The sequence below is a fragment of the Streptomyces sp. NPDC005374 genome, assembly GCF_042872225.1.
GTDB lineage: Bacteria > Actinomycetota > Actinomycetes > Streptomycetales > Streptomycetaceae > Streptomyces.
This window is the reverse complement of sequence record NZ_JBIAKA010000012.1, coordinates 283,249-296,758: the sequence shown is the minus strand read 5'-3', so window position 1 is coordinate 296,758 and position 13,510 is coordinate 283,249. Positions and strand designations below refer to the sequence as shown.

Annotated in this window: 14 protein-coding genes; 11 read left to right on the top strand and 3 right to left on the bottom strand. The window is 69.2% G+C overall.

Features of this window, described 5'->3' with window-relative positions:
• The first annotated feature begins 171 nt into the window (after positions 1-171).
• From ACFYRX_RS30080 to ACFYRX_RS30055, 6 genes are all read left to right on the top strand, one after another.
• Complete coding sequence (locus tag ACFYRX_RS30080) at positions 172-1,083, top strand: alpha/beta hydrolase (RefSeq protein ID WP_389106224.1); 912 nt, start codon at positions 172-174, stop codon at positions 1,081-1,083.
• 184 nt (positions 1,084-1,267) lie between these two features.
• Entirely contained in the window at positions 1,268-3,157 is a 1,890-nt protein-coding gene (locus tag ACFYRX_RS30075) for a propionyl-CoA synthetase (protein WP_389106221.1), read from the top strand.
• Between the two features lie 87 nt (positions 3,158-3,244).
• Positions 3,245-3,547, top strand: coding sequence for a hypothetical protein (locus tag ACFYRX_RS30070; protein WP_389106218.1), 303 nt, complete (start codon positions 3,245-3,247; stop codon positions 3,545-3,547).
• Positions 3,474-3,641: an enoyl-CoA hydratase-related protein gene (locus ACFYRX_RS30065; RefSeq protein ID WP_389106292.1), complete on the top strand. Its 168-nt coding sequence runs from the start codon at positions 3,474-3,476 to the stop codon at positions 3,639-3,641. The genes ACFYRX_RS30070 and ACFYRX_RS30065 overlap by 74 nt, the downstream gene beginning before the upstream one ends.
• Positions 3,642-3,990: 349 nt before the next feature.
• A complete protein-coding gene (locus tag ACFYRX_RS30060) occupies positions 3,991-6,183 on the top strand; it encodes a SpoIIE family protein phosphatase (protein ID WP_389106215.1) in 2,193 nt (730 codons plus the stop codon).
• 348 nt (positions 6,184-6,531) lie between these two features.
• Positions 6,532-7,149: a hypothetical protein gene (locus tag ACFYRX_RS30055; RefSeq protein ID WP_389106212.1), complete on the top strand. Its 618-nt coding sequence runs from the start codon at positions 6,532-6,534 to the stop codon at positions 7,147-7,149.
• A 22-nt stretch (positions 7,150-7,171) separates the two neighbouring features.
• Here ACFYRX_RS30055 and ACFYRX_RS30050 read toward each other — a convergent pair whose 3' ends face one another.
• A complete protein-coding gene (locus ACFYRX_RS30050) occupies positions 7,172-7,672 on the bottom strand; it encodes a PaaI family thioesterase (RefSeq protein WP_389106209.1) in 501 nt (166 codons plus the stop codon).
• Positions 7,673-7,764: 92 nt separating this feature from the next.
• On the opposite strand from ACFYRX_RS30050, the gene ACFYRX_RS30045 reads away from it, so the two are divergent.
• The 5 genes from ACFYRX_RS30045 (at position 7,765) to ACFYRX_RS30025 (ending at position 12,094) form a co-directional block, all read left to right on the top strand.
• A complete protein-coding gene (locus ACFYRX_RS30045; RefSeq protein ID WP_389106207.1) occupies positions 7,765-8,232 on the top strand; it encodes a winged helix-turn-helix transcriptional regulator in 468 nt (155 codons plus the stop codon).
• Positions 8,233-8,442: 210 nt separating this feature from the next.
• Positions 8,443-9,015, top strand: a complete 573-nt coding sequence (locus tag ACFYRX_RS30040; RefSeq protein ID WP_389106205.1) for a TetR/AcrR family transcriptional regulator — start codon at positions 8,443-8,445, stop codon at positions 9,013-9,015.
• A 791-nt stretch (positions 9,016-9,806) separates the two neighbouring features.
• Positions 9,807-10,409 (top strand): TetR family transcriptional regulator, encoded by a 603-nt coding sequence (locus ACFYRX_RS30035; protein WP_389106203.1) that lies wholly within the window; start codon positions 9,807-9,809, stop codon positions 10,407-10,409.
• A 136-nt stretch (positions 10,410-10,545) separates the two neighbouring features.
• Positions 10,546-11,415: an alpha/beta fold hydrolase gene (locus ACFYRX_RS30030; RefSeq protein WP_389106201.1), complete on the top strand. Its 870-nt coding sequence runs from the start codon at positions 10,546-10,548 to the stop codon at positions 11,413-11,415.
• 109 nt (positions 11,416-11,524) lie between these two features.
• On the top strand, positions 11,525-12,094 hold the full coding sequence (locus ACFYRX_RS30025) for a TetR/AcrR family transcriptional regulator (RefSeq protein WP_389106198.1): 570 nt from the start codon (positions 11,525-11,527) through the stop codon (positions 12,092-12,094).
• Between the two features lie 116 nt (positions 12,095-12,210).
• Here the strand turns inward: ACFYRX_RS30025 and ACFYRX_RS30020 are convergent, their stop codons facing one another.
• Both ACFYRX_RS30020 and ACFYRX_RS30015 read right to left on the bottom strand, forming a co-directional pair.
• Entirely contained in the window at positions 12,211-12,555 is a 345-nt protein-coding gene (locus tag ACFYRX_RS30020; protein WP_389106195.1) for a PadR family transcriptional regulator, read from the bottom strand.
• A gap of 70 nt (positions 12,556-12,625) precedes the next feature.
• Positions 12,626-13,477 (bottom strand): oxygenase MpaB family protein, encoded by an 852-nt coding sequence (locus ACFYRX_RS30015; RefSeq protein ID WP_389106192.1) that lies wholly within the window; start codon positions 13,475-13,477, stop codon positions 12,626-12,628.
• Between the last annotated feature and the right edge of the window lie 33 nt (positions 13,478-13,510).

Genomic DNA, 13,510 nt, shown 5'->3' with positions numbered 1-13,510 from the left:
GATGGGACCCGTCTCCGATGCCCAGAAGAAACGTCCTCGCATCCACGAAGGTGATCCCCACCGCATCTGAGTTTACTTTTCTATACTCAGCCAGTAGCGTCATGACCAGCACATCGACCCGGTTGCCGCAGGGGAGCCGGACACGGCACCCGTTTGAGAAGGAGCACCACCATGGGAGCAAGCCAAGAGGCACACGAGTTCGCGGACTTCCTCGCGAGTGTGAGCGCGAAGTCGTCGACACCGGGCCTCGACCTGGCCGTCATCCGCGACATCATCGACTCGAGCCACAAGGCGGCGACCGAGCCGGAAGGCGTCACCTACGCCGAAGTGGACGCGGACGGCGTCCCCGCGCTGTGGGCCATCCCCGAGGGGGCCGACCCCGACCGCGCCCTGCTGCACTTCCACTTCGGTGGTTCTGTCGCGGCCTCCATGCACTCCGACCGCAAGGCCGCGGGCCACATCGCGAAGGCGGCCGGCGCCCGCTCGCTGGTCGTGGACTTCCGCCTGGCGCCCGAACACCCCTACCCGGCGCAGCTCGACGACGCCGAGACCGCCTACCGGTGGCTGCTCTCCCAGGGCTACGAGCCGCGGAACATCGGCAGTACGGGCCACTCGATCGGCGGCACCCTCGCGGTGATGCTGCCGCTGCGCCTGCTCGCCAAGGGCGAGGCCACCCCCGGCGCGATCGTCAGCGTCTCCCCCTGGACCGACCTCACCATCCAGAACCCGGCCGTGGACGCCAACGAGACCAACGACAAGATGCTCAGCCGGGGGTCCCTGGAGTTCTTCCGCCAGGCCTGGCTGCAGGATCCCGCCGTGGACTTCGCCGACCCGCAGATCAGCCTCGTGCACGCCGACCTGACCGGCCTGCCGCCCACGCTCGTCCACTACGGTGAGTACGAGACCCTCGCCGACGACGGCGCCCAGCTCGGCCGCCGCCTCGCGGACTTCAAGGTCACCACCGAGACCCACGCGATGCCCGAAGGGCAGCACTCGTTCATCATGGGCGCCGGACGCGTACCCGAGGTGGACCAGGCCATCGGGCAGATGGGCCAGTGGCTCCGCAAGCACCTCGGCGCCTGAGCGGAAGCCGCACCGGAGGACGGGGTCCGTCGTCCGGGCCACCCTGTCCACCGCGATGCCTGTGACCGGGCCGCCGATCACAGGCATCCTGCTCGACCCCACCGGGCGGCATGCGGTACTTGTGTCCGACACTGTTCCGCACGCCGCCAGACCACCATCCCTCGATGCCACAAAGGAGTGCGCGATGGGAACGTACGAGGATGTCTTCCGCGCCAGTACCGAGGACCCGGAGAACTTCTGGCTGACGGCGGCGGAGGGCATCGACTGGGATGTCGCTCCGCGCCGCGCCCTGGACTCCTCGGGCGCGCCCTTCTACCGCTGGTTTCCCGACGGACGGCTCAACGTCTGTTTCAACGCGCTCGACCGGCATGTCGAGGCCGGCCGAGGCGAACAGCCCGCGCTCGTCTACGACTCACCCGTGACCGAAACCCAACGCACCTACACCTACACGCAGTTGAGGGACGAGGTGGCGGCCTTCGCCGGAGCACTGACGGGGCTCGGCGTGGGGCGGGGCGACCGGGTGGTGATCTACATGCCGATGGTCCCCGAAGCCGTTGTCGCGATGCTGGCCTGCGCACGGATCGGCGCGGTCCACTCGGTCGTCTTCGGCGGGTTCGCCCCGCGCGAACTCGCCCTGCGCATCGACGATGCCGCCCCCAAGGTGGTGGTCTCCGCCTCCTGCGGCATCGAGGGCAAGCGGGTCATCGCGTACAAGCCTCTGCTCGACCGGGCGATCGAACTCGCGGTCCACAAGCCCCGGAAGAGCGTGATCCTGCAACGCCCGCAGGAACTGGCCGAGTTGGGGCCCAACGATCTCGACTGGGACGAACTGGTCGCCGCAGCATCGCCGGCCGACTGCGTACCCGTCCCGGCCACCGATCCTCTCTACATCCTCTATACCTCCGGAACCACCGGAAAGCCCAAGGGAGTCGTACGCGACTGCGGCGGCTACGCGGTCGCCCTGCACTGGTCGATGGGCGCCGTCTACGACGTGGGCCCCGGCGAGACCATGTTCACCGGCTCCGACGTCGGCTGGGTCGTCGGGCACTCCTACATCGTCTACGGACCTCTGCTGGCGGGCGCCACCACCGTGCTGTACGAGGGCAAGCCGGTCGGCACCCCGGACGCGGGCCAGTTCTGGCGCGTGGCCGCCCAGCACCGGGCCAAGACCATGTTCACCGCACCCACCGCCTTCCGCGCCATCCGCAAGGAGGACCCGAAGGGAACACTCACCGCCGACCACGACCTGACCGGCCTGCGTCACCTCTTCCTCGCCGGCGAGCGCCTCGACCCCGAGACCTACCACTGGGCGAGCGGACTCCTGGGCATCCCGGTGATCGACCACTGGTGGCAGACCGAGACCGGCTGGCCCATCGTCGCCAACCCGGTCGGCATCGAAGCCGCTCCCGTCAAACCCGGCTCGCCCACCCGACCACTGCCGGGCTGGGACGTACGCGTCCTCGACGCTTCGGGCCACCCCGTGCCGGCGGGCGTCGACGGTGCGATCGTCGTGAAGCTTCCCCTGCCGCCCGGCGCACTGCCGACCCTCTGGAACGACGACGACCGCTACGTCGCCTCCTACCTCTCCGCCTACGACGGCTACTACCTCACCGGCGACAGCGGCCACATCGACGACGACGGCTACGTCTTCGTCATGGGCCGCACCGACGACGTCATCAACGTCGCCGGGCACCGCCTGTCCACCGGCAGCATGGAAGAGGCGCTGGCCGCACATCCCGACGTCGCCGAATGCGCCGTCATCGGCGTCACCGACGCCCTGAAGGGACAGATCCCGCGCGGCTTTGTCGTCCTGAAAGCCGGTACCGGCCGCGACGCGACCGAGATCGAGGCCGAACTCGTCCAGCTCGTACGCGAGCGCATCGGCGCCGTCGCCTCCCTCAAGGACGTCGCCGTCGTGGCCGCCCTGCCCAAGACCCGCTCGGGAAAAATCCTGCGCAGGACGATGCGCGGCATCGCCGACGGCCACGAAGAGCCCGTCCCCTCCACGGTGGACGACCCAGCAGTCATCGAGGACCTGCGCCCCGTCCTCCGCCGCGGCGGCCACACCCCGTGAACGGCCGCAACAGGACCTGAAACCACGGTGAGCAACGTCCAGAGCACGTCCACACCAAAAGGGGGTCGAACACCGTCCTCCGGAGCGATGCCGACCAGGTCTTCCTTCACCCCGGCCGGACACGTCGGCATCAGCCACGCAGCCCCAGATGACGTAGCCCAGCACCATGAGCGTGGAGAGCTCGACACCCCGGATTCGCATGATCGTGTTCTCGAACGAGCCGGCAACCTGATCGGCCCCGAGACGGTCTCCCGGCTCCATGAGGTCGTCGCCGAGCTGAGCGAGGACGCCGAGTTCCCGCTGCCGGCCGCCTCGGATCCGCCCGCAGCCGTACCCGAGGCGGGGGCACGCGCTGGCACTGGCCTGCGACCTGCGCTACGCCAGCCGTGAGCACGCGCTGTTCGGGCAGCCTGAGGTCGGCACCGGCCTCCTTCCCGGCGGCGGTGAAAGCGAACGCCTGCCCCGCATGGTCGGCCGGGACTGAGCACTCCAAGCCATCCTGAGCAGCCACGACTACGACGCCGATCCGGCGGAGCGCTACGGCCACCGCCAAGGCCCAGGTGAAGCGGGCATCCCTCCCGCTCGCGAAGGCGCCACTACGTCAAGGCCCGCCTTACCGGCGCGGTCGCCCACCGCGAGATGTCCGACGTGTTGCCCGACCACGCCGTCTCGACGTATTCCAGCAGCCCACCCGGGGTCGCGCCTGGGGCTCATGGACGGGTGCGGCATCACCGAGGGCCAGGACGAACCCCTCCACGGCGGACGGCGGACGGGGAAGTGCGTCGGGCTCGACGGGCACGGCCCGGCGAGCGGGGCGGGGGTACCTTGTGACTATGGGTACCGACGCCCATGCCTTCCTCAGTGATCTCGCTCGGGGGTTCGCGCCCCGAGCGGATCAGTTGGTCGATGCCACGCTGCAGCACCTGCGCAGCAAACTTCCCGACGTGTGGAAGTACGAGGACGTCGCCGAGGTGGCGTCAGTGGCGTTGTCCCAGCACATCGCGGCCGCTCTGGATTTCCTTGAGCGCGGCCTCGACATCACCGAGGTCAGAACACCGCCCGCCGCCATCGAGTTCGCCGGCCGACTCGCTGAGCACGGCGTACCGATCAGTCAGCTCCTTCGCATCTATCGGCTCGTCCACGCGGATCTGCTTGATCGGCTCCACACGGAAACAACCCGTACCGCCGGGTCCCAGGAGCTGATCAGCGCGACGACGGTCGCCCTGAGCGCGACGGCCTTCGAGTACGTGGACCGCACGGCGGAACAGAGTGTCGCCGCCTACCAGAGTCGGCGCGACCGCTGGCTGCAGCGGCGGCTGACCGTGATCAACGAGGCGGGGACACGGATCGGGACCACCCTGGACACCACTCGTACCGCGCAGGAACTGACGGCCGTCGGTGCCGACCACCTCGCGGACCTGGTCGTCGTCGACCTGCTGTCCTCCGCTCTCCCGGAGGAGGAGACGTACGCGGATGCCGATCCTGCGACGCTCCGCCGAGTCGCCCAGGCGGTCTCGGACGGCTGTCCCGCCCCGGCACTCGGCACAGGACGGACGCACACCTGCCCGGAAGGCTCGGAGCCGGCTCGCGTACTGGCCACCGGGCAGCCCATGCGACTCCGCCTCACCGCCGACGAGGTCCCCGGCTGGCTGGCGACGTCGGGGGACCACGCGGACCACCTTCGCGCCCTGGGCCTGCACTCCTTGCTCCTGGTCCCCTTGTGGGCCCGCGGGCACCCGCTGGGACTCGCCCTGTTCGCCCGGCGTCAGCCGGCGGACCCCTTCGACGACGACGAGCTGCTTCTGGCCCAGGAGATCGCGTCCAGAGCAGCGGTGAACATCGACAACGCCCGTCGCTACACCCAGGAGCGCTCCACCGCACTCACCCTCCAGCGCAGCCTGCTGCCGCATCACATGCCGAAGGAGACCGCCGTCGAGACCGCCTCACGCTACCTGCCCAGCGGATCAAGGGCGGGCGTGGGCGGCGACTGGTTCGACGTGATACCGCTCTCCGGAGCCCGGGTCGCCCTCGTCGTGGGCGACGTGATCGGTCACGGCCTGCATGCCGCGGCCACCATGGGCAGGCTGCGCACAGCCGTCCGCACTCTGGCGGACATCGACCTGACACCCGACGAACTGCTGACCCACCTCGACGACGTGGTCATCCGCCTGCAGCGCGAGGAGGAGAGGGACACGGACGAGATCAGCGCCACCTGCCTGTACGCGATCTACGACCCCGTCTCCCGCACGTGCTCCCTGGCCAGCGCCGGCCACCTTCCGCCGGCCGTCGTGACGCCCCCGACCGCCGACGACCCCGGCCACGTCTCCCGCACGGTCGACTTCCCGGAGCTGCCTGTCGGGCCGCCCCTGGGCCTGGGCGGACTCCCTTTCGAAACCGCGCAGTTCGAACTGGCGCCGGGCAGCCGGCTGGTTCTGTACACCGACGGGCTCATCCAAAGCCGCTCTCGTGACGTCGATCCCGCGCTCGCCCTGCTGCACGACGTCCTTGCCCGGGCACCGGCGTCGCTCGAGGAGACCTGCGACGAACTGCTGTCCGCGCTGCTGCCCAGCCGCCCCGCCGACGACGTCGCCCTTCTTGTGGCACAGACCAGAGCTCTTGACGCGGATCACGTCGCCACCTGGGAACTCCCCAGCGACCCGGCGTTCGTCTCCGAGGCCCGCGGCCATGTGTCCGGTCAACTGACCGCCTGGGGGCTGGAAGAACTCGCCTTCACCACCGAACTCGTGGTCAGCGAGCTGGTGACGAATGCCATCCGCTACGGCAAGAGCCCCATACAACTGCGGATGATCCTTCAATCCGCCCTGACGTGCGAGGTGTCCGACGCCAGCAGCACGGCCCCACACCTGCGCCGCGCCCGAGTCTTCGACGAGGGCGGCCGCGGTCTGCTCCTCGTCGCCCAGCTCACCGAGCACTGGGGCACACGCCACCACCGTGAAGGCAAGGTGATCTGGGCGGAGCAGCAGATCCCGGCCTCCCTGGGCGAAGCGTCATTCACTCCGAGGTGAGGTTCTGCGCGAGATACCGGGGACGGCTCACGTGGGCACCGGCGTGAGACGGTCGACGACTTCCGGCGCGCCATCGCGGCCGGCGCCGGCGGTCGGGGGTGTTCAGGGGTGCACCGGTGCGTGCATGCTTTCGACGGCCTTGGCGCGGGTGGCGATGTCGGTGGCGGCACCGTTGAGGATCAGCGTGTTCGACGACAACTTGTGCACGCTTGCCCCGGATACTCCGCAACCTGCCAAGGCATGGTCTGGGCGGCCCTGCGAGGTCGGAGCACTTCTGAAGGGGGCGCAATCCGTTGGCCTCGCGGCGCCGCTGCCCCATAGGGTCACCACGTCCCAGGAGGTGAGGCCGTGACCACGTACGGCACGATATTGATTCCCGTACCGCTGGACCGGGCGGCCCCCGTCCTGCGCGAGGTCTGTGCGGCCGGTTACGCGATCCCCGCCGGGCCGGGATTCTGCCTCGTCCATCCGGACCGCTCCGTCGACGAGAACGGTGTCTTCGCGCTCGCCGGGCCGATCAGTGCCGAGTTGGGCACCCCGGTGCTGGCCGCCTTCCAGTACGACGGTGACCGGCTGGAGTTGGAGGTCTGGCGAGAGGGAGTTCGCGCCCACCGTTACGACTCCGCGCCTCGCCGGGAAGATGAGGCCGCCGACGCCACGCCCGCGGGAGCGGACCCCGCCGCGTTCCTGGACTTCGCCACCGGGCCCGTGGACAGCCACCGCCTGACCTGCGCCCTCGCGGACACCCCGATCGACGCGGAGGACATGGATGTCGACGGCGATCCGGGATACGTCTGGGCCCAGGCCCTGCACTGGGACGTACTGCGCGCACTCAGCCACCCGGAACAGACGATCCGCCGAGCGCAGTGGGACTACTTCCATATGCGCCGCGCACCTCAGGCGGTCGCGGAGGTGTTGGGCAGCACCGAACTCATCGCCCTGGGCACGGCCGAACGCCTCTTCTGACCTCACGCCTCGTCGTCGAGGGTCACCCTTGTGAGGGGGGCACCGGGAAAAGCAGGCAGCTACTGGTGGCATGGGCGAGCAGCCGGCCCGTCCCGTCAACCAACTGCGCCTGAGCGAGGGCGGTTTGACGTCCCTGGCTGACAACCGTGCCGATGGCACGAACCGTGCCCGTGTCCGCCGTGATCCGCCGCAGGAATTTCACGGTCAGGTCGAGCGAGGTGTACGCCATGCCCTGCGGGAGGGTGGACTGGACGGCGCAGCCCGCCGCCGAGTCGAGCAGGGTGGCGAAGATGCCGCCGTGCACGCTGCCGATCGGGTTGTAGTGCTCCTCCCCCGGCGTCAGGGAGAAGACCGCCCTGCCGGGCTCCACCTCGTCCAGGGCGAAGTCGATGGCGTGGTTGATGGGCGGACTCGGCAGCCGCCCCGCCTGCAGCTCGCGCAGGAAGTCGATGCCGGACATGCGCCCGGCGGCCTCCGCCAGGATCGCGGGATCGTCCCATTGATACGTACGCGTTCGTCCCACGACCGAGTGCCTTCCGTCCGGCTTGTACCAGTGAAGCTAACGGCGCGTCCACCTGACTGTCAATGATGAAGCCAGGCGCCTACGATGGCGGGATGGAGTGGCTTGAGGCGAGCACGGAGAACTGCCCCGTCCAGCGCACGCTCGACGTGGTCGGAGAGAAATGGACGCTGCTGATCCTGCGTGACGCCATCAACGGAGTCCGCCGCTTCGACGACTTCCACCGCCATATCGGCCTGTCCGAGGCCGTTCTCAGCGACCGTCTGAGAAAGCTGGTCTCGGCCGGCGTCCTGAAGGCGGTCCCCTACCAGGAACCGGGCAGCCGCTCCCGCAACGAGTACCGCCTGACCCGCAAAGGCTGGGACCTGTGGCCGGTCCTCATGGCGCTGAGCCAGTGGGGCGAGTTGCACACCCTCGGTCCCGAGGGTCCCGTGCTGGACGTCCGCCACACCGACTGCGATTCCCCGGTCCGCGTCGTCGTCGAGTGCTCCGCGGACCACTCCGCCCTCACTCCCGGAGAAGTCACCGCCCGAATGGGGCCCGGCGCTCGCCGTCGGTCATGATCCGTCGGGACGAGGCTCGCAGGACGGCAGGGAGGTCGGCCGCCGAGCCGAAAGGGGCCCGCGGGCCGGGGTGCCCGTATGCCGTAAGGAATCCGGCCGACAAGCCGGACGGCATGATCCGAGGCCGCCGAGCATCATAGTACGCATATCAGGCTATAGATTGGGCTTGAGTGCGGGGCAAGAGTCTCACCGAACCACTGGAGGAAGCTCGTGGTGCGTTACGCCAAGGAGCACAAGCAGGTGACCCGGCAGCGGATCATCGACAAGGCCGGCCAACGATTCAAGCAGGACGGCATCGACGGCTCGGGCATCTCCACGCTGATGTCGGATGCCGGACTCACCAATGGAGCCTTCTACGCCCACTTCGCGTCCAAGGACGACCTCGTCGCCCATGTGGTGGCCGACCAACTGCGCACCCAGGTCGCCGTGTACGACACGCTGCGGCCCGGCCGCCAAGGGCTCGAGGACCTCATTCGGCAGTATCTGTCGCCTGAGCACCGGGACCATCCCGGCACCGGATGCCCCTCCGCCGCCCTGCTCGACGAGATCGGCCGCTGCGGTGACGAGACCAAGCAGGCCTACATGGAGGGCGCGCAGGACATCCTGGAAGAGCTCGCGGCCCGCCTGACGCCTGAGGACCCCCAGTCCGCCCGCGGCAAGGCCGTCGGGCTCTACACCATGATGGTGGGGACGCTGCAACTGTCCCGAGCCCTCTCCGACCGGAAGTGCGCGGATCAAATCCTTGAGCAGGGAATCGAGAACGGCCTGGCCTACATCCGCTGACACCGTCCGTCCCGAAGTGGACCCGAGCCGGGCGGCCATGGCCGCCCAGGCCCGGCCTCCGCGCACCGTCCCGACGCGGCCGGGTCGAGCTACCGGCGCCCCGCTCCTGCCGTCCTACCGTCCGAGGAACTCGACGCCTGTCTTCACGAACTGATCGTGGAACTGGAAGTTGCCACCATGGCCTGCGTCCGGGTAGATCGTGCGGCCTGCCGGTCGCGGCCGCACTCCGCGCGTCGAAGACCCGGGGTGTCGCAATCCAAAGCAGTTGTCGGGTGCCTCGGCATCGCGGCGATGATTGAAGTGTGACTGTACTGCCAAACGTCCGCAAGCCCGCGAGGTGAATCGGGCGGCGCCTTTGCCGCGATCGCCGATGCGGCGACTCCGGCACTCCCGACCCTCACCACCCCAAGAGCATGAGCTCCAGGGCCGATGTCGAGCAAGATGACGGGGGCCAACGCCACCCCGAGCAAGCCCCGCCGCGTGACCACGCCGTCGGCCCGGACACCACCGGCCGCACCGAACTCGAAAGATCAGCCGCGGCACGTTCGACGCCCAGGCACCTTTCGGCCGGTTTCGAACGTGCGGGGTTCGCCTGGGCCGACGCGATGTGGCGCCGAGGATCCGCCCGATTGCATTATAGTCGTACTATGACACCGAGGGGGACGGTCGGTCGGCGGCGAGACCTGCCCCGAGCGGCCTCCAGGTAGGCGCTTGACCGTCACGAGCGGTCGCCCGCACCATGGATTATTGAATTACGTTCACACTACAATCTAGTGAACGAAAGGAACGCGATGCGCTACGGGAAAGAGCACAAGCGCGCAACCAGGCAGCGAATCATCGAGGCGGCCGGCCGCCGGTTCAAGCGGGACGGCATCGACGCCTCGGGCATCTCCACACTGATGTCGGATGCCGGACTCACCAACGGAGCCTTCTACACCCACTTCGCGTCCAAGGACGAGCTGGTGGCCACCGCGGTCGCCGACCAGTTGCGGGCGCAGAACGCCGACATCGTCGAGCAGGCGGCCCCTGGTCGCGCCGGGCTTGAGCAGATCGTACGGTGGTACCTGTCCACTCAGCACCGGGAAAGCCCGGTCGACGGCTGCCCCTCCGCCGCCCTGCTCGACGAGATCGGCCGCTGCACGGTTCCCACCAGGCAGGCTTACACCGACGGCGTACTCATCGTCATCGACGGCATCGCCGCCCGCCTGGCTCCAGCCGATCCGCTCTCGGCCCGTACCAAGTCGCTCACCGTCTACGCCATGATGGCCGGGACTCTGCAGCTCTCCCGAGCCCTCGCCGACCCTCGGCTCGCCGACGAACTTCTTGAGCAGGGCATCCACAACACCCTTGCGCTACTGGACGTGGAGCACGAGCACGTCGGCGTTTCGAACTGACCTCCCTGCACAAGATGCCCGCCGCACCTCGAGGCACTGACGCACCGAGGGCCGTCAAGGTCTTTCACACGCGCCCGGGACAGCAGCGTCCGCGGCGACGAGAAACGCCCTCCACCCGCTACCGAAGGACCCCGACATGAACACCCCGCGGAACTCCCCCTCCCCTTCTACGGCGTCGTACAAGCACGCCGCCACCCAGTTCGCGTCCGTGCGCGGTGAGGACTTCGCCTACCGCGAACTCGGGCCCGGGGACGGCGTGCCACTGATCCTCCTGGTTCATCTGGCCGGGGTCCTGGACAACTGGGACCCGCGCGTCGTCGACGGACTCGCCGCGCGGCGTCGGGTCATCACCTTCGACAACCGGGGGGTGGGAGGGTCGAGCGGGTCCACGCCGGACACGATCGAGGCGATGGCCCGCGACGCGGTGCTCTTCGTCCGAGCTCTCGGGTTCGAACAGGTCGATCTGCTGGGTCTGTCGATGGGCGGCTTCGTCGCGCAGGTCATCGCGGCGGAAGAACCGAACCTCGTCCGCAAGGTCGTCCTCGCGGGCACCGGCCCCGCCGGGGGCCCCGGCATCGACAAGGTCCCGGCACTCACCGTCCAGGCCACGCTGAAGGGCGCGCTGACCCGCCAGGACCCCAAGCTCTCCCTCTTCTTCACCGACACCGCAGGCGGCCGGCAAGCCGGGCGCGACTTCCTGGAACGGCTGAAGGAGCGCACGCTCAACCGCGACAAGAACATTTCGCTGCCGTCGTTGCGCGCCCAGCTGAAGGCCATCAAACGATGGGGGCGCCAGGCTCCCTCGGACCTGTCGGGCATTCACCAACCCGTCCTGTTGGCAAACGGTGAGAACGACCGGATGGTCCCCAGCTCCAACACACTCGACATGGCCGCACGCCTGCCCCACAGCGAACTCGTCCCCCTCTACCCGGATGCCGGGCACGGCGGAATCTTCCAGTTCCACGATGAATTCGTGACCAGGGCGCTCGGATTCCTCGAATCCTGAACCTGTGTGAGGTTGTCGCCGGGGGCGTAGAGCCTCCGGCACAGCACGCCCGTCGCACCGCAGAAACCGATCGGTTTTCATTTCGTTCGATTCGCGTTAACCTCGTGGCATGACCACTCAAGTGAAGCCAAGCTCCAGGGAGCGCCTGCTGGAGGCGGCGGCCACGCTCACCTATCAGGGCGGTGTCAACATCGGCATCGAGGCGCTGTGCAAGGCGGCAGGCGTGTCCAAGCGCTCGATGTACCAGCTGTTCGAGAGCAAGGACGACCTTCTGACGGCAAGCCTCCAGGAGCGCGCCGCCGCCTTCGTGGCCGGACTCCTGCCCGCGGCGGACGACGGCCGTTCACCCCGCGAGCGCATCCTGCACGTCTTCGAGCAGGTGGAACTGCAGGCGGGTGCCCCCGAGTTCCATGGCTGCCGGTACCTGGCCGTGCAGATCGAACTCAAGGATCAGAACCACCCCGCGAGCCAGGTGGCTCACCGGATCAAGGCGAAACTGACGAGCTTCTTCCGCTCCGAGGCCGAACAGGGCGGCGCGAGAGACCCCGACCTGACGGCCCGGCAGCTCATGGTGGTCTTCGACGGCGCCAGTGCCCGCGCGGGAATCCAGGCCGACAACCTGACCGGACTCGTCACCCCCACCGCGGAGGCCCTCCTCGACGCGGCCGGCATACGCTGACGCAACCGGGAGCCTGCGCCCACGCACGGTGGCCGACACGTCCTCCGACTACTTGGCGTCGCCGTGGCGCATGCCGAGCCGGGGAGCCGACCGATTCCGGGGCCGGCTCCGAAGCCTCATGACGCTCCCCCGTCGCCTGTCGGGTGGACCGCCCATCCCGGCAGAGGCAGCTTGCGGCCGCGGTAGGCGCGGGCAAGGGCGCTGCGCGCCTGCTCGGCACCGCCCTCGGTGATCTGGTAGAAGCGGCGGCGTGGACGGCCCGCCTCCACATGTACGGCGGGATCCTCCCAGGTGCTGTCCACCCAGCCGACCTGCTCCAGGCGGGCGAGGATCGGATAGATCGTGCCCGAAGGCAGTCCCACCAGCTCGCACAGCTCAAGGCCGTAGCGCTGCTTGGTGGGGTCTTCCAGCAAAGCCCTCAGCACCAGTTGGGTCTGCAGGGTCATACGGAGACTACCCATACTCGTACTCTACATAGCCCATATAAGGGGCGTACAGACCCGGTTGCCCGCGTATCGGCCCGCCCACCACCTAGCGCGTCCGGGGAGGTGTCATCGCCCAGCGGATGGTCCGGGTCAGGGCCTGGCCGGTGGGGCGTACGGCGAGATCGTCCACCAGTCGCAGGCGCGGCAGCCACAGCATGCGGCGGGCCCAGGGCGGGAGGAGGGCCACGGCGTTGGCGGCCAGGCCGCCGTAGAGCGGGCGTACGGCGAGGGGTAGTGGCGGACGGAAGAGGAGGAAGCGGGCGGCGGCCCGGGCTTCCGGGGTGGCGCGCAGTTCGGGGAGGAGGGCGGTCAGGCGTTCCGACAGTTCGCGGCGGTCGCGTGGCGGGTCGGTGACGCCGAGCGCCTCGGCGACGCGTGCGGTGTCGGCCACGTAGGCGTCGTATCCGGCGGCGTCCAGCGGGTGAGCTCCGTACCGTTCGTGGGCGCGCAGGAAGCTGTCCGTCTCGGCGGCGTGGACCCAGGCGAGCAGGTGCGGGTCGGCCGCGTGGTACGGCTCCCCGTCGGCGGTCGTCCCGCGGATGCGGTCGTGGATGCCGCGGACGTGGTCCACGGCATGCTGGGCGTCCTCTGCGGTGCCGTACGTCGTCACGGCCAGGAAGGTGCTGGTGCGCTGGAGACGGCCCCACGGGTCGCCGCGGTATCCGGAGTGCCCGGCCACCGCTGCCATGGCGAGCGGGTGCAGGGACTGCAGCAGGAGTGCGCTGAGACCGCCGATGAACATCGAGGCGTCGCCGTGGACCGTGCGGATCGGGCGGCCGGGTGCGAACCAGCGGGGGCCGGGGGTGTCGTGGATGCGGGCGCGGGTCGCCGGTCCGTCGGGACCCGCGACACGGCGGAACAAGGCGTGGCCCAGCTCTTCACGGACTGCCGTCAGCATGGTCGGCCTCACCTCTCCTGCTCACGTCGTGGT